18 protein-coding genes and 1 pseudogene are annotated in these 23,597 nt (G+C 56.7%); 11 read left to right on the top strand and 8 right to left on the bottom strand.

Annotated elements, in window-relative coordinates; genetic code table 11:
* The first annotated feature begins 27 nt into the window (after nt 1–27).
* Nucleotides 28–1,623 (top strand): gamma-glutamyltransferase family protein, encoded by a 1,596-nt coding sequence (locus MME58_RS13975; protein ID WP_055005052.1) that lies wholly within the window; start codon nt 28–30, stop codon nt 1,621–1,623.
* Nucleotides 1,624–1,676: 53 nt separating this feature from the next.
* Here MME58_RS13975 and MME58_RS13980 read toward each other — a convergent pair whose 3' ends face one another.
* Nucleotides 1,677–3,002 carry an NAD(P)/FAD-dependent oxidoreductase gene (locus tag MME58_RS13980; protein WP_055005051.1) on the bottom strand — a complete coding sequence of 442 codons (1,326 nt, stop codon included), beginning with the start codon at nt 3,000–3,002 and terminating at the stop codon, nt 1,677–1,679.
* Between the two features lie 76 nt (nt 3,003–3,078).
* A complete protein-coding gene (locus MME58_RS13985) occupies nt 3,079–3,351 on the bottom strand; it encodes a hypothetical protein (RefSeq protein ID WP_147479893.1) in 273 nt (90 codons plus the stop codon).
* A 213-nt stretch (nt 3,352–3,564) separates the two neighbouring features.
* On the opposite strand from MME58_RS13985, the gene arnB reads away from it, so the two are divergent.
* From arnB to MME58_RS14025, 8 genes are read left to right on the top strand one after another with little or no spacing between them, the layout of a single operon-like run.
* Nucleotides 3,565–4,713, top strand: coding sequence for a UDP-4-amino-4-deoxy-L-arabinose aminotransferase (gene arnB / locus MME58_RS13990; RefSeq protein ID WP_055005050.1), 1,149 nt, complete (start codon nt 3,565–3,567; stop codon nt 4,711–4,713).
* Nucleotides 4,710–5,723 (top strand): undecaprenyl-phosphate 4-deoxy-4-formamido-L-arabinose transferase, encoded by a 1,014-nt coding sequence (gene arnC / locus MME58_RS13995; RefSeq protein ID WP_055005049.1) that lies wholly within the window; start codon nt 4,710–4,712, stop codon nt 5,721–5,723. Before arnB ends, arnC begins: the two co-directional genes overlap by 4 nt.
* Entirely contained in the window at nt 5,720–7,711 is a 1,992-nt protein-coding gene (gene arnA, locus MME58_RS14000; RefSeq protein ID WP_055005048.1) for a bifunctional UDP-4-amino-4-deoxy-L-arabinose formyltransferase/UDP-glucuronic acid oxidase ArnA, read from the top strand. The genes arnC and arnA overlap by 4 nt, the downstream gene beginning before the upstream one ends.
* Nucleotides 7,708–8,592: a 4-deoxy-4-formamido-L-arabinose-phosphoundecaprenol deformylase gene (gene arnD, locus MME58_RS14005; RefSeq protein ID WP_371913035.1), complete on the top strand. Its 885-nt coding sequence runs from the start codon at nt 7,708–7,710 to the stop codon at nt 8,590–8,592. The genes arnA and arnD overlap by 4 nt, the downstream gene beginning before the upstream one ends.
* Nucleotides 8,592–10,241: a lipid IV(A) 4-amino-4-deoxy-L-arabinosyltransferase gene (gene arnT, locus MME58_RS14010; RefSeq protein ID WP_055005046.1), complete on the top strand. Its 1,650-nt coding sequence runs from the start codon at nt 8,592–8,594 to the stop codon at nt 10,239–10,241. Before arnD ends, arnT begins: the two co-directional genes overlap by 1 nt.
* Nucleotides 10,238–10,582 (top strand): 4-amino-4-deoxy-L-arabinose-phosphoundecaprenol flippase subunit ArnE, encoded by a 345-nt coding sequence (arnE, locus tag MME58_RS14015; protein ID WP_054984215.1) that lies wholly within the window; start codon nt 10,238–10,240, stop codon nt 10,580–10,582. The genes arnT and arnE overlap by 4 nt, the downstream gene beginning before the upstream one ends.
* 26 nt (nt 10,583–10,608) lie before the next feature.
* Nucleotides 10,609–11,013, top strand: coding sequence for a 4-amino-4-deoxy-L-arabinose-phosphoundecaprenol flippase subunit ArnF (gene arnF, locus MME58_RS14020; protein WP_054984214.1), 405 nt, complete (start codon nt 10,609–10,611; stop codon nt 11,011–11,013).
* A complete protein-coding gene (locus tag MME58_RS14025) occupies nt 10,991–12,385 on the top strand; it encodes a UDP-glucose dehydrogenase family protein (protein WP_054984213.1) in 1,395 nt (464 codons plus the stop codon). Before arnF ends, MME58_RS14025 begins: the two co-directional genes overlap by 23 nt.
* 33 nt (nt 12,386–12,418) lie before the next feature.
* Here MME58_RS14025 and MME58_RS14030 read toward each other — a convergent pair.
* A pseudogene (locus MME58_RS14030) lies at nt 12,419–13,547 on the bottom strand (hypothetical protein).
* Here MME58_RS14030 and MME58_RS14035 point away from each other — a divergent pair.
* Both MME58_RS14035 and MME58_RS14040 read left to right on the top strand, forming a co-directional pair.
* On the top strand, nt 13,534–13,740 hold the full coding sequence (locus MME58_RS14035; RefSeq protein ID WP_054984212.1) for a hypothetical protein: 207 nt from the start codon (nt 13,534–13,536) through the stop codon (nt 13,738–13,740). The pseudogene MME58_RS14030 and the gene MME58_RS14035 sit on opposite strands and share 14 nt — an antisense overlap.
* Before the next feature lie 365 nt (nt 13,741–14,105).
* Nucleotides 14,106–16,532 carry an RICIN domain-containing protein gene (locus tag MME58_RS14040; RefSeq protein ID WP_055005045.1) on the top strand — a complete coding sequence of 809 codons (2,427 nt, stop codon included), beginning with the start codon at nt 14,106–14,108 and terminating at the stop codon, nt 16,530–16,532.
* A gap of 243 nt (nt 16,533–16,775) precedes the next feature.
* On the opposite strand, the gene MME58_RS14045 is transcribed toward MME58_RS14040, so the two are convergent.
* The 5 genes from MME58_RS14045 to MME58_RS14065 form a co-directional block, all read right to left on the bottom strand.
* Nucleotides 16,776–17,795 (bottom strand): hypothetical protein, encoded by a 1,020-nt coding sequence (locus tag MME58_RS14045; RefSeq protein WP_054984210.1) that lies wholly within the window; start codon nt 17,793–17,795, stop codon nt 16,776–16,778.
* A gap of 480 nt (nt 17,796–18,275) precedes the next feature.
* A complete protein-coding gene (locus MME58_RS14050; protein WP_055005044.1) occupies nt 18,276–19,880 on the bottom strand; it encodes a hybrid sensor histidine kinase/response regulator in 1,605 nt (534 codons plus the stop codon).
* A gap of 108 nt (nt 19,881–19,988) precedes the next feature.
* The gene (locus MME58_RS14055; RefSeq protein WP_055005043.1) at nt 19,989–21,164 is read right to left on the bottom strand and encodes a hypothetical protein; all 1,176 of its coding nucleotides are present in this window, start codon (nt 21,162–21,164) and stop codon (nt 19,989–19,991) included.
* A gap of 2 nt (nt 21,165–21,166) precedes the next feature.
* The gene (gene glf / locus MME58_RS14060; RefSeq protein ID WP_055005042.1) at nt 21,167–22,348 is read right to left on the bottom strand and encodes a UDP-galactopyranose mutase; all 1,182 of its coding nucleotides are present in this window, start codon (nt 22,346–22,348) and stop codon (nt 21,167–21,169) included.
* Complete coding sequence (locus MME58_RS14065; protein ID WP_055005041.1) at nt 22,345–23,520, bottom strand: glycosyltransferase family 1 protein; 1,176 nt, start codon at nt 23,518–23,520, stop codon at nt 22,345–22,347. Before MME58_RS14065 ends, glf begins: the two co-directional genes overlap by 4 nt.
* Nucleotides 23,521–23,597: the final 77 nt, after the last annotated feature.

The following is a 23,597-nucleotide window of genomic DNA, read 5'->3' on the forward strand; positions in this document are numbered from 1 at the left end:
TTCGTCTTCTGTCAAAGAGAAACGCTTATGTTCGATGATCTGGATTACAGCCAACCCTACGCTTCGGCTCGCTCGCCGGTGATGGGCAGCAACATGGTCGCTTGCTCCCAGCCTCTGGCCGCTCAGGCCGGGCTGGACATGTTACGCCGTGGCGGCAACGCAGTGGACGCCGCGATCGCAGCGGCCATGGTGCTGACCGTGGTCGAGCCCACCGGTTGCGGGATTGGCAGCGATGCCTTCGCCATTGTCTGGGACGGTAGCAAACTGCAAGGCTTGAACGCTTCCGGCCGCGCGCCACAAGCCTGGACCCCTGAATACTTCGAAGGCCAGAGCCAGATGCCGCAACGCGGCTGGCCTGCGGTCAGCGTACCGGGTGCGGTGTCGGCCTGGGTGGAGCTGTCAGCGCGTTATGGCAAACTGCCCTTCGCAGCTCTGGCCGAACCGGCGATTGGCTATGCGCGCGATGGCTATCAAGTGACGCCGATCATCGCCGAGCTATGGAAACGCGGCTCGCATCTGCTCAAGGACCAACCGGGCTTTGCCGAGTGCTTCATGCCAGGTGGCAAGGCCCCCATGGCCGGGGAGAAAATCCAGCTCAAGGACCACGCCCGCACGCTGGAACTGATCGCGCAGACCAAAGGGGAAGCGTTTTATCGCGGTGAACTGGCGCAAGCGATCATCGCCCATGCCAACGCCAATGGCAGCGTAATGAGCCTCGACGATCTGGCAACGCACACAGTGGACTGGATCGACACCCTGTCAGTGCCATACGCAGGTGCTGTGGTTCACGAACTCCCACCGAATGGCCAGGGCATTGCGACCCTCGCCGGCCTGACCATGCTCGAAGCACTGGGCGTCGGCGAGCACCCGGTGGACAGCCTTGAGACGGTTCACTCGGTGCTCGAAGCAATGAAGCTGGCGTTGGCCGACCTCGACGAACATGTCGCCGACAGCGATCACATGCGCGTTCCTGCAATGGATTTACTCAACAAGGCATACCTGATGGAGCGCGCGGGACTGGTCACCGATCAGGCCGCCAACCCCGGGCACGGTTCGCCAAAACCGGGCGGCACGGTGTACCTGTCAGCGGCAGACGAAAACGGCATGATGATCTCGTTCATCCAGTCCAACTACATGGGCTTCGGCTCGGGTGTCGTTGTACCCGGTACGGGGATCAGCCTGCAGAACCGCGGCGCAGGCTTCTCTCTGGATCCGCAGCACGTTAACTACGTTGCACCGCGCAAGCGCCCGTTCCACACGATCATCCCCGGTTTTGTCATGAATGCTGACGGCACGCCGCTGATGTCATTCGGCTTGATGGGCGGCCCGATGCAGGCGCAGGGCCACTTACAGATGATGATGCGCATCCTGCGCTATAAGCAGAACCCTCAAGCCGCCGCCGATGCACCGCGCTGGAGGATCGAATCCGGCCTGAAAGTGGCAGTGGAGCGTGCGTTTGACCCTGAAGTGATCAACGCATTGCGCGCCAAGGGGCATGCCATTGATGTCGAAGAACCAAGCGGTGTATTTGCCTTTGGCGGTGCGCAGATTATCCAGCGCACCGCGCATGGATATGTGGGCGGGACTGATCCAAGGAAAGACGGGCTGGTCGCGGCTTATTGATCGAACGCTGCGCGCGGGCCAGGTCGCGCAGCTGCTCACATTGCCCAACCCGCTCAGAAGTCTGCGACCTTGCCCCAGGCCGAGGTGTTGAAACGGTCCGGGTGATACGGCCGAGGATCGACGATGGGTGTGACGCCACTGACGATGTCGGCAATCAGATGGCCAGCACCCGGCCCAATGCCGAAACCGTGACCACTGAACCCGGCTGCCAGCACCAATCCTGGAAGGCTGGCCATTTCTCCGATTCCCGGAACACCGTCAGGCGTGCTGTCAACGTAGCCTGCCCAAGCCGCAGTAACAGATGACTGGCTGAGAAACGGGACGAGTTCGACCGCACGCCTGTAAGTCAGCTCGACAACCTTGAGGTCTGCCCTGGGGTCGAGAATGCGCATTCTTTCCATCGGCGTCGTCTCATCCAGACGCCAGCGCTTCCAGCTTTCATGACCGGCACGTATGCCGTCGAGTCCGCCAGGCGCAAGGTTGCGCCACCTGCGCTGAAACATGGGCAGGAACTTCGTGGCGAAACCCAGTAACTGGGGTGTCACGTCCACTCGCCCTCTTCCGCTGATCGCCAGCGTGTAACTCCCGTCAAAGCGGCGTGTCATGGAGACACCGGCCGTGTGCAATGCGCTGGGCAGTTCGTGACAAGGTGGAGAAACGGAAAGCACGGTCTGGCGGACGGTGGCCTGAGGAAAACGGATGCTGTACTGGCGGCAGAACGAAGACGCCCAGGCACCCGCCGCAAGGACTGCAATGCGAGTGCGAATGCTGCCTTTTTCAGTGACAACTGCCGACAGTCGACCGCCCTGAGTCTCTATGCCACGTACGGCGCATCCCTGATGGACCGAGCTGCCCAGCGCCATGATTGCACGAGCAACTGCTGGCGCAGCACGGGAAGGATCGGCGATACCGTCAGTAGGTGAAAAGACACCTCCCTTCCACTGTTTGCCCGTGACTTTGGCGCGCTCGGCAGCTTGTTGCGCGCTCAGCATATGCGTCTTTACGTTGACGCTGCGGGCAAACTCACCCCAGCGCGCCCAACCGGCAAGCTCTGCCTCGCTATTGCTTAAATAGAGCAGACCGCATCGCGTGAAGCCTGTCTGCTCACCTGTGTCTGCGCTGAACTGCTCCCATAATTCAAGGCTTTTGGTCGCCATTGGAAGCTCGCGTGCGTCTCGATTCTGCTGCCGACACCAGCCCCAGTTGCGGCTCGATTGTTCAGCGCCGATCCGGCCCTTTTCGACCAGGGCGACGTTCATGCCGCGCCTGGCCAGGTAATAGGCTGTAAACGCGCCAATGATTCCCCCGCCAATCACGACCACATCGGCCTCGGTCGGCAGATCGGAGGAAGTTTCTACAAACGTCAAGGGTGCAGGCATAGTTGAAGATCCATTGAGAGTCGATGGAGGCGACTACTCGATACTCAAGCAGGGGCACCATGACTTTATTACACCATCATGACGCACAATAAAAAGAGTGATACGCAGCGGCATTTGTTATAAACCACTGTTTTAACCCATTGACCCGGCACACTCTGCCGGCACCGCCGTTTTCTGCGCCGAGAGACAGTGTATTTAATACGCTGCGGCGCTTATTTTTAAACAGCGTTATAACGCGATATAAACAGCCAACCGTAGCACGGCGAACCTGAACTTCAGCTGTCCATTCACCACTCGTTAAATTAAATCTGTGCAGCACATTAATAATTTTACATAGAGCCATTGCCATATTGCCACCGTAATAAATCAGCCCCTACCCTATGCCTTGCGAACGATAAAAAGGAATGAAAAACCGACACATTGCCCACACTATTTTTATAAGTTGGCGACTACCGTTGCGGTGCCATTCTCTTAATAAGCACTGTCCGGGGTCGGACACTTTTGTTTTGCGTTCACCTGTCCGCGGCTTGAATTGTCCTGCCGAAAAATGAGGAAGCTATAGATGAGCACAGCGTTTCTTGCCTTTTCACGGCCGTCCATCGGTGATGAAGAAGTTGCTGCGGTGACGCGCGTGCTGCGTTCCGGATGGATCACGACCGGACCGGAATGTCAGAAGCTCGAGGAGCAATTCGCCGAACGGGTTGGCGCACAACACGCGGTTGCGTTGTCGTCCGCCACCGGGGCGATGCATATTGCGTTGCTGGCACTGGGTGTAGGGCCTGGCGATGAAGTGATTACGCCGTCGCAAACCTGGGTGTCGACCGCCAACATGATCTGCCTGTTAGGGGCCACGCCGGTTTTTGTGGATGTCGACCGAGACACCCTGATGAGCAGTGCAGCACTGATAGAGCCAGCCATCACACCCCGAACCAAAGCGATCATACCGGTACATTACGCCGGAGCCGCATTCGACCTCGATCCGCTTTATGCAGTGGCAAACCGACACGGCATCACCGTGATCGAAGACGCGGCGCATGCAGTCGGGACTGGCTACAAAGGCCGTCCGGTCGGCAAGCAGGGCACTGCGATATTTTCGTTTCATGCAATCAAAAACCTGACCTGTGCCGAAGGTGCGATGTTCGTCACTGACAATGCCCGACTGGCCGATCAGGTGCGCCAGCTTAAATTTCATGGCCTTGGGGTCGACGCTTACGACCGCCTGACTCTGGGTCGCAAGCCCCAGGCCGAAGTCATGGAACCCGGCTTCAAATACAACCTGGCCGACATCAACGCCAGCATTGCGCTGGTGCAGCTGCAACGCCTTGATGCAATCAATGCAAAGCGCCATGCGCTCGCCAGCCATTACCTCGAACGGCTGGCTGCAAGCCCTGTGCTGCCTCTGTCCCTGCCCCGCCATGCCCAGCACCATGCATGGCACCTGTTCATTCTGCGCATTGATCGCAAGCGTTGCGGGCTGGATCGCGATGCGTTCATGAAGGCTTTGCAGGTCCGGAACATCGGGACCGGCATCCACTTCATCGCCACTCACCTGCACAGCTATTACCGCAAGCGATTCCCTGATATCTGCCTTCCCGACACCGAATGGAACTCATCAAGACTGTGCTCTATCCCCCTGTTCCCTGACATGACGCTCGATGATGCCGAGCGGGTTGTCGGTGCCATCGAATCGATCGTGGAATCCAGCCATTGAAACCGTATCCAATCAAGTTCGTGTCTGTCGTCATTCCTGTCTACAACGAACGACAGAGTCTGCCCGAGCTGTTGCGGCGCACTGAAACAGCCTGCGAGCAACTGAATCACCGGTACGAAATCGTCCTCGTGGATGACGGCAGCCGTGACGACTCGGCAGAAATCCTGCAGCAGGCTGCAGAACGGGCCAGCAGTCCCTTCGTTGCGGTCATACTGAACCGCAATTACGGTCAGCACGCCGCAATCATGGCCGGATTCGAGCAATGCAAAGGTGACGTGGTGATCACCCTTGATGCCGATCTGCAGAACCCTCCCGAAGAAATTCCCCGTCTGGTGACGCTCGCCGAACAGGGATACGACGTGGTCGGCACCGTGCGCAACAATCGCCAGGACTCTGCCTGGCGACGCTGGCCATCAAAACTTATCAACCTGGCGGTGCAGCGTTCCACCGGCGTGGCCATGAGCGATTATGGCTGCATGCTGCGGGCGTATCGACGCACGATAGTCGATGCGATGCTGGCCTGTCGGGAGCGCAGCACCTTCATTCCGATCCTGGCAAACAGCTTTGCACGGCACACGACCGAGGTGCTGGTCGACCACGCCGAACGCGAACATGGCGATTCCAGATACAGCCCGATGCGTCTGGTCAACCTCATGTTCGACCTGATCACCTGCATGACCACTACGCCGCTGCGCCTGCTCAGCATAATCGGCTTCAGCATGGCGTTTCTCGGTGTTCTATTCGCTGCCGTACTGATCGTTCTGCGCCTGATTTTCGGGGCGTCATGGGCCGGTGACGGCACTTTTGTGCTGTTTGCCGTGCTGTTCGTATTCACCGGAGGACAGTTCATCGGCATGGGACTGCTGGGTGAGTACCTCGGCCGGATGTACAGCGATGTCCGTGCGCGCCCGCGTTTCTTCATCGAAAAGATCGCGCGCAGCTCGTCGGGTATCGCCGCCGACAGCATTGATTCCTCTGTAACTCCCTATACAAACAAGGTTGCGCCATGAGTCCTAAAGCTGTCGTTTTCGCTTATCACGATATTGGCTGTGTCGGCCTGCAAGCATTGCTGGGCGCAGGTTATGAAATCGCTGCAGTGTTTACTCATGCCGACGACCCCAGGGAAAAAACCTTCTTCGGCTCTGTGGCTCAGTTATGCGCTCGGCATGGCATTCCAGTGCATGCGCCTGAAGACCCGAATCATCCATTGTGGGTGGAGCGCATCGGCAAGCTGGCCCCGGATTTCATTTTTTCCTTCTATTACCGCCAGCTTCTCGGCGATGCGTTACTGGCCTGCGCAAAAAAAAGCGCATTGAACCTGCACGGCTCGCTGTTACCGCGCTATCGCGGACGTGCGCCGGCGAACTGGGTCCTGGTCAACGGCGAAAGTGAAACCGGCGTAACCCTGCACCAAATGGTCAAACGTGCCGATGCAGGGCCGATACTCGCTCAGCAGCGGGTCTCGATCAGTGCTACCGATACGGCCTTGACGCTGCATGGCAAGCTGCGTGAAGCGGCTGCCGACCTGCTTGGCGAAACATTACCGCTGCTTGCCCACGGGCAACTTTCAGGCACGCCTCAGGACGAAGCCCTTGCAACCTGCTTCGGTCGCCGTACGCCGGCCGACGGCTTGATCGACTGGGCGCTTCCGGCCACCCAGCTATACAACCTGATCCGTGCGGTGACACAGCCCTACCCTGGCGCATTTTACCCCGTAGGCGAGAACAGGCTGATTGTCTGGGCTGCCCGTGTCGAAGCACGGAGCGCTGGCGACAGACCTGGTACGGTCATCAGCCAAGACCCGCTACGTATTGCCTGCGGCGAGGGTTCGCTGGTGATCGATGCAGGGCAGCGCGGCGACAACGGCTTATACCTCAGTGGCGCGCAGCTGGCTCGCGAGTTCGGTCTGGTGCAAGGCTCGCAACTGATGGAGACAGAGAAGCGTCGCCCGGCCCGCCGTACACGTGTGTTGATCCTTGGCGTTAACGGTTTCATAGGCAACCATCTTTCAGAGCGTCTGTTGCAGGACGATCGTTACGAGATCTACGGCATGGACATCGGTTCGGACGCCATCGAGCGTTTGCGCACCAAGCCGAACTTTCACTTCATCGAAGGTGATATCAGCATCCATACCGAGTGGATCGAGTATCACATCAAGAAATGCGATGTGGTATTGCCCTTGGTGGCAATCGCCACGCCGATTGAATACACCCGCAATCCACTGCGGGTGTTCGAGCTGGATTTCGAAGAAAACCTGAAGATCGTCCGTTACTGCGTGAAATACAACAAGCGGGTTATTTTCCCGTCGACGTCTGAAGTCTATGGCATGTGCCAGGACGCCAGCTTCAACGAAGACACCTCGAATCTGGTTGTTGGCCCGATCAACAAACAACGCTGGATCTACTCAGTGTCCAAACAACTGCTGGACCGCGTTATCTGGGCCTACGGGCAGAAAGGCTTGCAGTTTACCCTGTTTCGCCCGTTCAACTGGATGGGTCCCCGTCTTGATCGACTGGACTCGGCGCGTATTGGCAGCTCCCGGGCCATCACCCAACTGATTTTGCATCTGGTGGAAGGTACGCCGATCCGGCTGGTGGATGGCGGAGCCCAGAAACGCTGTTTCACCGACGTCGCCGACGGCATCGAGGCGCTGGCGCGGGTTATTGAAAATCGCGATGGCCGCTGTAACGGTCAGATTATCAACATCGGCAATCCCGACAATGAAGCCAGCATCCGCCAGTTGGGTGAGGAGCTATTGCGCCAGTTCGAAGCGCACCCGCTGCGCGGCAACTTTCCACCGTTTGCAGGATTTCGCGAAGTTGAAAGCCAATCCTTTTATGGCAAGGGTTATCAGGATGTCAGCCACCGTAAACCGAGCGTCGACAACGCCCGGCATTTGATTGGCTGGACTCCCGGTATCGAGCTGGGCGAGACCATCGGCAAAACCCTGGACTTCTTCCTTCGCGAAGCCATGGCTGAAAAGGCGGGCCAGCGCTGATGCACGCAGGCCTGAGAATCGATGTCGACACTTACCGGGGCACCCGCGAAGGCGTGCCAAGACTGCTGGACATACTTGACGAAGCCAGGCTCAAGGCGACGTTCTTTTTCAGCGTCGGTCCCGACAACATGGGCCGCCATCTGTGGCGCCTGGCACGCCCCGCGTTTTTCTGGAAGATGCTTCGCTCCAGGGCAGCGAGCCTGTATGGCTGGGACATTTTGCTGGCGGGCACTGCCTGGCCGGGCAAACCGATCGGACGAGACCTTGGCCCGCTGATGCGCCGGGCGCTGGATGCAGGTCACGAGGTCGGCCTGCATGCATGGGATCATCATGGCTGGCAAGCCAATGCCGGGCGCTGGAACGACAGACAGTTGACCGCACAGATACACCGGGGCGTCGATTGCCTGAGCGACATTCTGGGCAACCCGGTGATCTGCTCGGCAGCAGCAGGCTGGCGTGCCGATCAGCATATCGTGCAGGCCAAACAGGCTTTCGGCTTTCGCTACAACAGCGACTGCCGCGGCACCAGCCTGTTTCGACCAGAACTGGCCGATGGCAGCCTCGGCGCACCTCAGATTCCGGTGGACTTGCCAACCTTCGATGAGGTGGTGGGCCCGCAACTCCAGCCGGGAGCGTTCAACGACTATATTCTCAGCCGTTTTTCTGCGCGAAAGCTCAACGTTTACACGATTCACGCTGAAGTTGAGGGCATCCTCATGGCTGATGGCTTCAGGCAGTTGTTACGGCAAGCCAATGCCCGGGAAATCCACTTCAAACCGCTGGGCCGACTGCTGCCGGAGTCCATTGAAACGCTGCCTTGCGGACACCTTGTTCGCGGCCACCTGCCCCGTCGCGAAGGCTGGCTGGGGGTACAACAGTGATGCACTGCAGACACCGTGACTGCGCACTGCTGTTACTGGCGTTCGCGCTGGCTTATCTGCTGCCACTTGGCTTCCACGGCTTGTGGATTCCCGATGAGACCCGCTATGCCCAGATCAGCCAGGAGATGCTGCACAGCGGCAACTGGATCGCGCCGCACTTCATGGGGTTGCGTTACTTTGAAAAACCGGCTGCCGGCTACTGGCTGATTGCCCTTGGCCAGGCGGTCTTTGGCGAGAATCTGTTCGGTGTGCGCATCGCCTCGGCGTTAAGCACAGGTTTAAGCATCTTGCTGGCCTACCTGCTGGCAGGAAAAATCTGGGGCGACCCGCGCAAAAGTTTTGCCAGCGCTCTGCTGTTCATGAGTTTCGCTTTCGTTGCCGGCCAGGCGGGTTACAGCAATCTCGATCCACAATTTACCCTCTGGACCAACGCCACGCTGGTAACGTTCTGGTACGCCGTGCACAGCATCGGCCGCGCCCGTCTGATTGCCTGGGCGCTGGTCGGCGTGGCCTGCGGCATAGGCTTCATGACCAAGGGATTTCTGGCCTGGGCGCTACCGGTCATCATCACTCTGCCCTACATGCTGTGGCAAAGACGGCTGGCTGAGCTGTTCAGGTTCGGCCCGCTCGCGGTGGCGATTGCCGTTGCACTTTGCCTCCCCTGGGCGCTGGCCGTGTACCGGCAAGAGCCTGACTACTGGCGCTACTTTTTCTGGCACGAACACATTCGCCGATTCGCCGGGGACAATGCGCAGCATGCCCAACCCTGGTGGTTCTATCTGCCTCTGCTGGTAGCGGCCTGCCTTCCGTGGGCAGCGCTGCTGCCGACGACGCTGAAGCAGGCGTGGCAACAAAAGAGTCGGTCCGAGACTGCCTTCCTGCTGATGTGGCTGGTACTGCCGCTGGCATTTCTGAGTCTGAGCAAAGGCAAATTGCCGACCTACATACTGCCTTGCCTGTTGCCTGTAGCGCTGCTGATGGCCGACGCTCTGGTCGAATGTCTCAATCAGGGCCGGGGCACGGCGTTACGCGTTAACGGAATACTGAACGCGACCGTGACGTTTCTCGGGCTATTGGCGCTGATTTACCTGCAATTGAAGCAGCCCGTGTACGAAAACGAACCGATGCACTTGCTGCTGGCGGTCATCGTGCTTGTCGGGTGGACGCTCTCCTGCGCCCTGCAGGGCATCCGGCCCCTGACCTTCTGGGCCATGCCGGCAGTGGGCAGCTGGTTGCTGATCGCCTTGCTGCCCACGGCGCTACCGAACGAGGTGGTGTACAACAAGACTCCCGACCAGTTTATCGCCAGGCATCACGCGGAGCTGGCAGCCTGCACACATTTGCTGAGCAATGATCTGGGCGCTGCCTCTGCGTTGTCGTGGCGTTTGAAACGACCGGAAATCGCCCTGTTCAATACCTGGGGCGAACTGGAATACGGCTTGGGTTATCCGGACGCGCAGAACCGGAAAGTCCGTTTGCAGGACATCGACACTTGGTTGGCTAACGCCCGCAGCGACGGCCGGGTCGGCGTCATCATGCGTGGCAGGAGCGATGAAGAGCAGCAAGAGCTTGAGCGACTTCCCAAGAGCAGCATGCGCTACGAAGAAGGCAACCTGGTCATCCTCATTTACGAGAAGTCAACATTATGACCTGGCTGATGCTGCTGAGCGCATGCCTGCTGACGTGCCTGGGCCAGATCGAACAGAAGTACGCAGTGGAAGGCTGGCGCGGTGCATTTCCCGGCGTGCTGACTGCACTGCGCTCGAAGCGGCTCTGGCTGGCGATGGTCTTCCTCGGGCTGGGTCTGCTGACCTGGCTACTGGTACTGCAACGCATGGAGGTAGGCATCGCTTATCCGATGCTGGGCCTCAACTTCGTACTGATCACACTGGTGGGTCGCTATGTTTTCAAAGAGCCGGTTGATCCGCAACACTGGCTTGGTATCGCGCTGATCCTTGTCGGTGTACTTCAGTTGGGGCACCAGGCATGAGCCGCCGCCGCGCGATCATGTGCGCAATGACCAGCGTTGGCTTGGTCAGCGGCGCGCAATTAGGCATGCGCTGGAGCATGAGCCGCCTGCCCTCGCCCGGACAGTGGCTCAACCTGCAGGCTGCCGCGCAGGTCGAGTCCGGCGCTGTCGCCGTCATCTGCGTCTCGATCACAGCCTATGCATTTTCCATGCTTTTCTGGCTGCTGGCGCTTCGCGATTTGCCTCTGAGCCGTGCCTATTCGTTGCTCAGTATCAGCTATGCGCTGGTCTATACGCTGGCCGCTGCACTGCCATTTTTCAACGAGACGTTCACGGTATCGAAAACTGTGGGTGTCACGCTGATCGTGACAGGTGTCCTGACCATCAACCTGCGCCGCATCCCCAGCTCACCCACTCAGGATCTTTCCCATGAAAATCAGCGTTTTCGGTAGCGGATATGTAGGCCTGGTACAAGCGACCGTACTTGCCGAAGTCGGCCATGATGTTGTCTGCATGGATATTGACCAGGAAAAAATCGATCAACTGCGTCAAGGGCAGGTGCACATTTACGAGCCTGGCCTGGCCAATCTCGTGCGCGACAACCTGGACCATGAGCGCCTGCACTTCACCACCGACGAGCGACTGGCGGTGGTCCACGCCGAGGTGCTTTTCATTGCGGTCGGTACGCCTTCCCGAATGGATGGTTCGGCCGATCTGAGCGGTTTTTTCGCAGTAGGCGAAGCTATCGCCCGACACCGATGTGACCCGCTGATTATCGTCGAGAAGTCCACCGTGCCGGTCGGCAGTGGAGATGCCCTGCGAGGCCATATCGACAAAGCGCTGCGTCACGCCGGTCGCTTGTTGCAATTCGATATTGTGTCCAACCCGGAATTCCTCAAGGAAGGCTCGGCGGTCAACGATTGTCGGCGACCGGACCGGATTGTCATCGGCTGCGAAAATGAAGCGGTGCGCAAAGTCATGCGCGAGCTGTATGCGCCATTCAACCGTAATCATGACCGGATCATGTTCATGGACCTGCGTAGCGCAGAACTGACCAAATACGCCGCCAACTGCATGCTGGCGACCAAGATCAGCTTTATCAACCAGATCGCCGAGCTGGCAGAGCATCTGGGCGCTGACGTCGAGTCCGTGCGACTGGGCATCGGTGCAGACTCACGCATTGGTTACGATTTCATCTATCCGGGTTGCGGCTATGGTGGCTCATGCTTTGGCAAGGACATTCGCGCGCTGATCCACAGCGCCAGAGAAGTCCACTGCTCCAACGACCTGTTGTCGGTCGTCGAGGCAATTAACGAGCGGCAGAAGAACAAACTGTTCGAGCGGGTCAATGCTTTTTATGAGGGCGACCTGCGCGGCAAGACATTTGCCTTGTGGGGCCTCGCATTCAAACCCAACACTGATGATATGCGCGATGCCCCCAGCCGTGTCCTGATGGAAGCACTGTGGGAAGCCGGTGCCAGCGTTCGGGCATTTGACCCGGAAGCCATGCAGGAAACCCAGCACATCTATGGTCATCGCAAGGACCTGATTCTCATGGGAACACCGGAATCGGCGCTCAACGATGCAGACGCACTGATCATCTGCACCGAATGGCAGCAGTTCAAAGCTCCGGACTTTGAGCTGATACAGCAGCGGCTCAGCGCGCCCGTCATCTTCGATGGCCGGAATCTGTATGACACGGAACGGCTGGCAAAACGAGGTTTCCACTACTTCCCCATGGGTCGAGGTGAATCGTGCGACCTGCCGATCCCGCAGAAACAGTGGACGCATTACGACGACGTGGTCAGTGGCCAGGCCGTATAACAGCTCAGCGCCGATCACGATGCTGGGTGGCCGTCAGTTATCGACAGCCATTGGTGCCTGGCTGACAAAATAGTAACTACGCTCTCCGACCTTGACGCTGTCAATAATCCGCAGCGGTGGCCTCGGCACCTGCAGACTTTCCATGACGGCGACGTTTTTGTCGGCGTTTGCAAGAAAGCTGTTCAGTTGCCTGTCAGAAGCGAGTGTTTCAAGCAAGCTCTGGCTATAGAACACGATGGCCCCTGCCAGCCGTTCACTGGGCTGGAACAAAGCAACCTGCCGTCCCTGCAACTGCAGGGCGTGAACCTTGTCGGTCAACGGCAGAAATGACAACTGCCGGTCTGCTCGTGGTACCCGCTATACGGCTGCGCTCAGATAACCTGCCGTTATCAGCACGACTCCGGCGGCAATGATTGCTTTTTGATTGCGACTGATAAGCGCCGCAAACGAAGAATCACCCGACCGAGCCTGCAATCGCTCGCCCAGAAAAAACGCATATTCCGCTGCAATAACCGCCGCGGCGGGTGCCAACGACATCAGATAAACCATGCGTTTACTGGAAGCCAGCGATAACAGCAGGAACTGCGCACTCAACCACAGGGTGAAAAACAGCAGATAACGGTTGGCCATTAGCTGCTTGCGCAAGTGCCACAGTCCCAGATAAACCAGGACATTCCATGGTAAAAAGGATTCGGGCAGTTTTGTCAGGTAATAATAGGCAGGCTCATAATGCCCCGCTTCTTCGAACGAACCACTGAAGCGGCCGACGCTATTGGTCCAGAGAACATCCTTCAAGGCCTGCACACCGCCTTGGCTATACAGGAAACACAACCAGCACAGCAGCGGGGTCAGGCCCAGCAACGTGAACATTGCCGGGCGCAGCCAATCAGCCAGCACAATGCGTTTGTGTTGCACGGACTCGCACACCAGCACGGCGAAATCACCTCCCCCGGCATGCCAGCCACACACTCATCGGTGGTTTTTCCAGGAAAGGCTGATCGTTCAGCTTCGGCGTAATCCAGTTGCCGCTCAGGTGCATTTCCATGGCGATGCCAGCAACGCGTGGCTCTGTCGAGTTCTGCAACTGGTGATTTCCCAGTGCGAAGAAAAACAGCAAGGCACTCAGCAGCAGCAATAACGGCGAAAGTATGCGTGAACTCATAGAAGCATACAGCCCATTGCTGCGCCTGCCGCCAGAAGGCACCAACGCCCTGGTATTCGTCACTCTGGATTTGTCACCCTGGCTCATCAATTCGCTCCGCATGCCTGACCTGTTCAGCAAACAGCGACTGTGCTGGCGCTGCCTGTTGCCAAAGGACAGGTTGATCAGCAAGACGTCGATGCCTGGTCAATGAGATATGAAAAATTGATAAAGTTGAGTGAAAGGATTTTCATGATTGTTCTTTCAGGCCGGTACGGGTCGCAGACTGGAAACTGTTATGCCAATACAGCCCTTTGCAAAGGGAAGGTATAAACGAAAAATGTTGAACGCTGCGCACGCGCCTCCCCCCTACATTCGACACCATGAGCGCACCGCTCATCGACTGAGTCAAGTCACGTTGCGGAGCTGCTAATGTTATAGACACCATGACTTATCGTGGTACATGCCCGGACTTTACCGCCCCATTGGTTCAGTCCGGTGCTGAGGGTGAAGTCGTTTTGGAATAAGTAAAAATGAACGGCGTAAGGGATACTACGCCACCACGATACAGGGAGTGTCATGAAAACATTACTGGCGTTTGCGTACTTATCCTTGCTGTGTTTTTTTCATTCGAGTGCCTTCTCCGCAGAGATGAATCCTTATGAACAGATACTTAACACGTCTCACGGCACCTCCGCGTGCTTGGCGCTCGACAGTGATTTGAGCGCTGTGTCACTGCAGGTGTGTGACACCACAGACCGTCAGCAGTGGATTTTCATTTCATCGGGCAACATGTTTTATATAAAGAACAAAGCGCTGGGCGGGTCAGCGCAGGAAATGTGTTTGTTTGCGGTCAATCGAAGCAGCGTCAAAATGGCCACCTGCGCCAGTGCTGACAGTAATGACTACCAGTCCAAGCGGCTATGGAGCCGAAACGAAAAAACGCCAAGTATATTGTCGAATAAATATATAGCTGATCTGGGGTTTGATCACTACCTGAGTCGCGCTGAAAACGAGCAGTTGGTATTTGGCAGTGCCAAAGAGGCCGCCGCAGAATGGACAATCACTCAACCTATTTATGAGGAGATAGTCAACACCATTCGGGGCAGCGAAAAGTGCTTGACGCTGGTCGATGACGCGACCTCCGTGGCGCTGGAAACCTGCACAGGCCGGCACACTCAGCAATGGCTTTTCACTCCAGTTGGGCCAAGGCTGTATATAAAAAACAAAGCTCTGGGCGAATTTCAGCAACAAATGTGCTTGTTTGCAGAGAATCAAAACAGCGTCAAAATGGCAACCTGCGCCAGTGCTGACGGTAATGACTATCAGTCCAAGCGTCTTTGGAGCAGAGAAGGCAACACCCCGAGTCTATTATCAAATAAATACATTAGCGATCGAGGATATGACAACTATCTGCACAGCAATGCAGACGAACAGTTAGTATTCGGTAGTCCCAGGGACGACGGAGTGAACTGGATGATCGCCAAACGCTATGGGTATATCAGGAACGTTGAGAGGGGGCAGGAAACGTGTCTCGCGCTGTCTCCCAATAACGTCGATGTCGAATTTTCTCCCTGCAAGAGTGACGCCAGGCAAGACTGGCGGATGTCCTTGATCGCGGCGGGATACGACAAGCTGACCAATCGTTCACTGGCCGGCGGAGAAAGAGAAAAGTGTCTGGGCTCCACTGTCAAAATGATGGATTGTCAAGGCAGTGGCTATACCTCGCAACGCTCGTGGAGTTATAGCAGACCCCTGCTCGTTTCTGTGCCTGGTTTTATTCTAGGCAATAAATACCGAAACGATCTGGGTGGCCAGGAGACGCTAGGTTTTTCAGGAGATACGGTCCAGATGGTGCCGGCGGTACAGTCGCCTGCAGTGACGTGGCAGTTCGAGCTGGCGGTCCCTTCCATCCCCAGTCGCCCCTTCACAGGGGACAAGACAGTTCTGCTGCTGCATGCAAAATACAGTAATGAACCCGCTACCGACCTCGCAAAGGTTCAACAGGGCTTTGTGGGCAGCCCTGGCGATAACTATTCGTTCATCAACGCGGTTCGTATGGCCTCCGGCGGACAACTAACGTTCAAGGTGGATACGGTGACGGACCTGGACCTGGGTCCGCTACCTTCGGATTGCCCATCAGATGAGCTGAGGCATAAAGCCATAAACCTCGCGCGCGAAAGAGGATTTGACGCAAGCAGTTATAATTACGTCGCCGTCGAAATTCCTTCAACGTCATGCTTTTGGGCGGGGCTTGCTGCAAGGCCGGGCTCTTGGGCCATGGGTAATGGTTCGGGGTGGAAGCCGTGGATGTGGCAACACGAGTTTGGTCATAGTCTCGGCGGGCCGCACGCGAAATCGTTGGAACGTTGTTCGTACCGTCAAAATGTTGTGCAACTCAGTGGCAATGAGTGCGTCGTCACTGACAGCGGTGATCCCTCGGATACCCTGAATGGCGGAGGGTCACGTCTTTATCCTATTCCTTATCTGTACTATGCAGGCTGGCTTACAGATCAACAGTTCACTGAAGTGATTAAAAATGGAACGTATAAAATTGCGCCCTTGTTTAAAGAAGCCACCGCCTCGGTCGTCAGAGGCTTACACCTGTATCGCAGCGATGGTAGCTATCTGACGCTGGAGTTTCGTGCGCTTTCACCAGGCTTTGAAAGCTGGTCCCCGGACGACCCATTTGTCAACGGCGTTATTGTGAGAGTGGCTCGTTTTGGTCGCAACTCCGTCTCCAACACGCTCGTGGATACAACGCCAGACAGCCCGAGAGGAATGAAAGACGCTCCATTGGAGCAAGACAAGTCGTTAGACGATTTGCTGTCGGGGAAGCGCATCACCGTGAGCAGCATTGATGACACAGGTGCCACAGTTGAGATCAGCGACCTCCCAAATAACGCGTTGTCAGCACATTTGATTTTTGAGCGTTCCGCAATGATCCAGGCGGTAGAGCCACCCGAACAGGAATTGGAAAGTGGAAAAGTGGGCCGTGAGCGATAAACGTCTGCGGCATGACTGGAAGTTACTGGCCGGTGAGTAGGGTGACCTCGGCCAAATTATAGATGCGGGCGCCGACACTGGCGCCTTTGGATAGTGCGCTGAGTGAGTGCGCTTTACGTACAATGACAAACAGCTTTATGACACACCCAACAATACTGGATACATCAGAATCGGTATCCAGAAAAGAAAATGGGGAGCGATAAACGCTCCCCATTCCTTCAGATCTGGATACAGCGCATTACATCAAACCGCAGCAACGACCTTGGCTGGCGGCTGAGTACGGCGACCCAGTACACCTGCACCCGCCGCGACCAGACCCGAGATCACCAGAGTGATCAGCAGAATCCAGGCACCTTGCGAAACGCGCTTGGCAGTCACTTCGGCGGCTTCACGAGCTTTCTGTTCTGCCTGAGCTTTCAGCTCCTGGTACTTGGCATAAGCCTGACGATAGCTGGCCTGAGCCTGATCGACGATCTGATTGGCTTCGGCGTCAGTCTTGTTGCCGCGCGCCTTGATCAGGTTAACCAGCGCCTGACGATCGGCAGCATCCCACGCCTGGTCGCCTTTGGCTTTGATACGGTCCATCAGGCCGCCCAATTGCTCATCGGCTTGCTGAGGATTCTGTGCGCTTTGTTTGGCAGTGTTCTGCGCATCTTCCTGAGTTGCCTGGGCTTCCTGCTTGACATTGTCCGGGTTCAACTCAGGCTTGCCGGTCTGACGCATGGCTGTTTCGATCTCGCCCTGAATGTCATCCAGGTTGAAATCGATGCCTTGAGCGCGCAGCTGATCCTGAATCTTGCCGCCAACAGCAGGTGCCACCTGAGCGATACCGCTGCCCAGTGCCGACATACCGCTACCTGCCAGATTAAGGCCACCGCGCACGACACCTGTCACTGCGCTGGACACCAGATAGACCGTGATCAGCGATACGCTCGCCCAGACCAGCAGACCATGAAAAGCGCCTTCGCGTTGAGCCAGACGGCCTGCCGCCCAACCACCGACGAACAGAGAAATAACCGAGCTGACCACTACCCAGATACCTGCACCCGTACCAATGCCGGACAGTGGATTGGCTTCCTGCATGGGATCGATACTGGCACTTCCGATTGCCGTCCCCAACAGATTCAACAGCAGCGAAACAACCATGGCCAGAACAACACCGGCCAGAATCGCACTCCAGGAGATTCGTTTAAGCAGCGGAGCCGCTGCATGAGTTTCGTGGTACACAGGGGCACCTGGGGCGATACGGTCGTCGCGAATCATAATAATAGTCCTTTGAGTCATTGGCAGTGAACGCACAAATGTGTGGCGTACACTTCAATGACCCAGACGGCGCTCAAGAAGTTTAAAATTTTTATAAACTTTTTTTCGCGCGCCCACCGGCCCATAAAATCGGTAACGATATTGATCCCTATCAAGGGAATGTAACGTGAGGGCAACGCTCCAAGCGCCTTACAACTTTCCGGCCTTGTTATCTTGTTATACCGTTATGCTGATGATTGAAGTTGTCTGATGTCTGTTGATGAAAACAGAGATAATCAGAAGAATGCGCAACGTAAAGCGCCACACACTGAGTGCGCATATCCACTGTTCGGTTTTTGATAACAGCGCAAAAGAACGCACGCCAGAATAACAGTGTCGGAATAGTACTCCGGCGCCTGCCTCAGTTCGCCTTACGGTATGAGGACCTGCTGAAACAGACAGGTCCTCATTGTCCGGCCCCCTTCAGGCGATACCGTTCCTTCAGGCGATACCGTTCGGCCCGTCCAGTACTTGCCTGACCTTCCTGGCAAGCTCCTGAGGCATGCATGGCTTGGACACCACATCGAACTCGGAACCACCGATGTCGGTTCGTTCGATCGAGCTTTCAGCGTACCCGGTGGTCAGCAACACTTTGACCTTGGGATACCTGCGCCTCACTTCCCGTGCGAGCATGACGCCGTTCATGCCGCCCGGCATGATCAGGTCAGTGAACAGCAAGTCATACATGCTGCCGGATTCAAACCGCTTCAGTGCTTCACGGGCATTCAGGACAATTTCGGAGACATACCCGTAATCATCCAGCACCATCTTCGCCAGCTCGGCGACGTCTGGCCGGTCCTCCACGATCAGGATCCGCTCGGAGCTGCCTATACGTCTCTCGGAGGCTTTTGGCGGGTCGGTCTTGCTCAACACAGCCTCGTCTACCGGAAAATACAGGCGCAGTGTTGTTCCAACCCCTTCTTCGGTATAGATCCTGGCCGCGCCACCGGACTGCTTGGCAAAGCCGTAGACCATCGAGAGACCGAGGCCGGAGCCCTTGCCCTCCTCCTTGGTGGTAAAAAACGGGTCCATTACCCGATCCCTGATACTGGATGGCATGCCAATGCCGTTGTCGGTCACGGCAATACAAACGTAGCGGCCCGGCAGCAGGCCGTCATAGGACATATTGGCCAGCTCATCGACAACCAGGTTGCGGGTTTCAATGAATATTTTCGGGTCCGGTCTGCCAATCAAAGCATCCCTGGCGTTGATGAAAATATTCAGCAGGGCAACTTCTGCCTGAGTCGGGTCGATACGGCAGTTCTTCAATGCCGGGTCCAGATCGGTTTCGATCGTAACTTCCGGCCCGAACGTACTCTCGATCAGGGACTCAGTGGTAGAAACCAGGCCGTTGAGGTTGAGCACTCGCCCCTGCAGTTTCTGTTTGCGGGCAAATGCCAGCAATTGCTTGGTTAGCGTGCTCGCGCGCTCGACTGCAGACTTTGCGTGATAAACGCTGCGCTGAACCCGCTGCACATCGATGACGGGTTTTTCCGCAGCGCTGCCGATCAGATCAATATAGCCACCCATGACTTGCAACAGGTTGTTGAAGTCGTGAGCGATGCCCCCGGTAAGCTGCCCCAGGGCTTCCATCTTCTGCGCCTGACGCAAGGCCTCTTCAGCATCTCGACGCCGACTGATATCCAGTTGCGAGGCAAAGAAATAGATCAGGTCCCCGGCATCGTTGTAAACCGGAGAAATGAACAAGGCATTCCAGAACGAAGAACCGTCCTTGCGGTAGTTGAGAATCTCGGTAGAGATATCCACGCGCTCGTCTATCGCATCGCGGATGGACTGCACCACCGCCCGATCAGTTTCAGGCCCTTGCAGAAACCGGCAGTTGCTGCCGAGAATTTCCTCTGACGCATACCCCGTCATTTCCAGAAAGGCACGGTTGGCGAAAATAATCGGATTGTCAGCGCGATTGGGGTCGGTCACGATCATCGGCATCCGTGTCGTTTCCACCGCCGCAAAAAAGATATCTTTTCCCTGATGTTTGATATCTCCCGTCGCCGCGTTGTCGACACGGGTTTTATTTTCCGACACTCCAGAAACTCCACGAATAATTGGTTGGGACTGCCACGTGTGCTAAAACCTGAGACCGGTCTACCCTCTCAAGGGTTCTGAGGTCTTTGATAAAAAACCGGATTATATTCATTCGAGGGGCTTGGCGCTTGGAACACCGTCACTCAAACAGCGCTTTTCCGCTCTTTTTTTGAATAGGGCAGCCCATTCACTTGCGTTGTCGCGCACTGCATTCTGCAGAGGTTTAAAGACAGACCGCTTGCCCTGTTCGTCAGCATACCCGAGCAATCCTGCCGGGCAGTATCGGTCGTCGTCCCAGCCCGGATAATCGAGAATGGGGTACCAGCAGATACCTTCCACCGGTATGCCGGCCCTGACGGCCTTGCCAACCTCTGCACATATGTAATTGAACCAGGGCAGACGCTGAGCGCCTTCGGCTCCGGTTTCAGAGATCAATAGCGGTCTGGCGTATCGCCTGTGCAGCTCGCTCAGCATACCTTGAAGGGGTCTGTATTGCGGATCGCTCTGCAAGAGCTTTCGGCCGTTGAACTGCCATTGATTCTGGGGATAGAAGTTGACGCCCAGCACATCCAGATACTCGGGGCGACCGCCCAGTCCGGGCCATTGCCGTCCGGATAAAAAATCCCAGGCCTCGAACTGCGCCTGTCGATAACATTCTGCCGCCGCTGCTTCGCCGTGACCTCGCGTGGCCGGTACGACATGAATCAATGGCTCGGCCTGAACAAAGCGTGCGCTGGGCGCTATCGTGCGTATCGCGTCTATTGCCGCAATACTGGCCCGCACCAGTTGCTGTTTGAGCTCCATGCCGCGCTGCCGGCTGCCGGGATTAAAATAAGCCACTTCGCCCCCTGCCCAGCTCCAAAACGAAATCTCGTTGATCGGCGAATAGAAAGGTGCTGTCTCCCCTTCATCCTTGATCAACTGAGCCGCCGCCGCGGCAAATCGCGCAAAGCGCTCGACAAATTGCGGGCTCCAGATATCCAGATCATCGGGATAACCGTAATGGCACAGGTCCCAAATTACCTGTATGCCCTGATGCCGCGCGGTGTGCAACATGGGTAGAAAACTGCTCCAGTCGTAGGCGCCCGGGCTTGCTTCAATCAAATGCCAGCGCAAGCCGTCGCGCACCGTACGGATTGCGCATGCGTCCATTGCAGCGAAGTCTGCCTGGAGCCAACGACTGTGGCCGGTGGAATCAAGCAGGTCGAGTCGCACACCATCGCGTCGCCGATGACTGGCACACTCGAATCCGCCCATGAAAAAGCTGTCGAACAACCCGCTCATGCTCAACCTCGCGCAGGCTGTTGAAGCGGTTCGGTATTCGGCCCAGGTGCTTGATCGGCCAGCTTTTGGTATAACGCCAGAGCCTGCCCCACGACCTGATCCATGTTGTAGTACTTGTAAGTGCCAAGCCGCCCGAGGAAAGTGACGTCAGCCGACTGATCGGCCAATGCCTTGTAGCGCTTGTATAGCTCGGCGTTTTCCGGTCGGGGAATGGGGTAATAAGGATCGCCCTCGGCACACGGAAACTCATACGTGAGGCTGGTTTTGGCGTGCAGTTGACCGGTGAGATGCTTGTATTCTGTGATACGCGTATGAGGAACCGCCTCATCCGGGTAGTTAACCACCGCCACAGATTGAAACTGAGCCTGATCGACGGTCTTGTGTTCGAAACGCAACGACCGATACGGTAGACGGCCATATTCATAATCGAAGTATTCATCGATCGGCCCGCAATAGACAAGATGTCGATACTGCGCCCGCTCACGAACATCGACAAAATCGACCCCCAGCCTGACGCTGATAAGCGGATGATCCAGCATCCGTTCAAACATCCGCGTATAGCCATGCAGCGGCATTTTCTGAAAGGTATCGGTAAAGTACCGACTGTCGGCATTGGTACGGGTGGGTACCCGGGCAGTAACCGACTTGTCGAGTTGCGACGGGTCCAGACCCCATTGCTTGCGGGTATAACCCCGGAAGAACTTCTCGTACAACTTGCGACCGATCTGATTAATCACGACATCTTCGGAGGTCCTTATCATCTCGACGGGTTCGGCTCGACGGGCAAGAAACGCTTCGGCTTGCTGCTCGTTCATCTGCAAGCCGTACAGACTGTTGAGGGTATCGAGGTTGATCGGAATGGGTAGCAACTGACCGTCTACACTGGCGAGTACACGGTGTTCGTAGTCTCGCCATTCGGTAAATCGTGAAAGATACTCCACGATCCGCTCGGCGTTGGTATGGAATATGTGCGGCCCGTACTGATGAACCAGCACCCCGGCGCTGTCCAGATGATCGTAAGCATTGCCGGCAATATGTGGACGTCGGTCGATGAGCAGGACAAGCTTGCCCAGCCCCGCCGCCAGCCTTTCCGCCAGCACGCTGCCGGCAAAACCTGCACCGACAATCAGGAAGTCATAGTACGTATCGTCCAGAGCGGCTGATTCAGGCGTTATACCGGTCATTCGATTTCCCTCCTGACGACAACCCGGCTGATATGAGCCTTCATCGCAGCGCAGGTGTTATCCCAGGACTCGCCGGTCAGCACTGCGTCAACCTTGCGCAGAAAATCGTCAGCACCTTTATGCGTCAGCGCCTCGTGAATCGCGTGCGTAAACGCCTTGGCATCGTCGGCAATTGCGACGACACCGCAAGCCCCGTACCTTCTCACAACATCGGCAATCCGGGTTGAGACCACCGGGCAGCCACCCGCCAGGTATTCAGGAGTCTTGGTCGGGCTAATGAAGCGTGTGGCGTCGTTCAGGGCGAATGGCATCAACGCCACGTCCCAACCGGCCAGATAGGCTGGCAAGTCGTCATAGGACTTGTTGCCCAGATAATGGACATTGGCCATAAGCGGCAGGCTTGCCGGATCGATCTTCACTACAGGGCCGATCAACACGATTTGCCATTCGGGGTGTGCCGCTGCCACCTCTCGAACCAGTTGAATATCAAAGCGTTCATCGATGACGCCAAAAAAACCGAGTCTCGGGTACGGAATGCAGCGCTGGTCCACCGGGTCAGACTGCACGCTGCGAGCGGCTGAAAAATGCTCTACATCGACGCTGCTGGGCATGGCGTGTGCGTTAGCATGCTGCAGTCGCTTGGCCTCCCAGAGGCTGAAGCCGCCAGTAAAGACAACATCTGCACGCTTCATCAGCGCCCACTCCTGTTCGACAAGCTGTGGCGGCGCACCTTTGAACGCAGACAGCTCATCCATGCAATCGAAGATTGTCGCTTGCGCATTGAGGTGGTCGGTAAATGCCAGGCTCATCGGGGTGAAATACCACAGCAGCAGCTCGCCGAACCGTTGCGCATCAAGAAAGCTGTCGAGCAACGCGCGCTGCGCAGAAATCATCTCGCCGGCCGGCATCTTCAAGGGCAGATGCGGCACCAGCACAGTGACGCCGCATGCTTGCGGCAGTGACTCAAGCCAGACACCTGGAGAGTCCGACAGAACAGGCTCCTCAAGAAACAACACCTGATAATCCCGCGCCATGCGCGACATGATGTGCTGTGGACGCTGATAAACGAAACCCCACCGGAGGTGGGACAGGCATAACAGCAAAGGTCTGATTGCAGTCTCGACCCCGGCTGAAACCGAAGCTTCGGAAAGAATTGATTGAACACCGTTCATAGAGTTTCCCTTCTGTTAAAAGTCCTGGATGAAACTGAAGGGCTCTGCAAAGGGCTGAACTTCGACGGCATTCATGT

The sequence above is a fragment of the Pseudomonas syringae pv. tagetis genome (assembly GCF_022557255.1).
Taxonomy (GTDB): Bacteria; Pseudomonadota; Gammaproteobacteria; order Pseudomonadales; family Pseudomonadaceae; genus Aquipseudomonas; species Aquipseudomonas caricapapayae.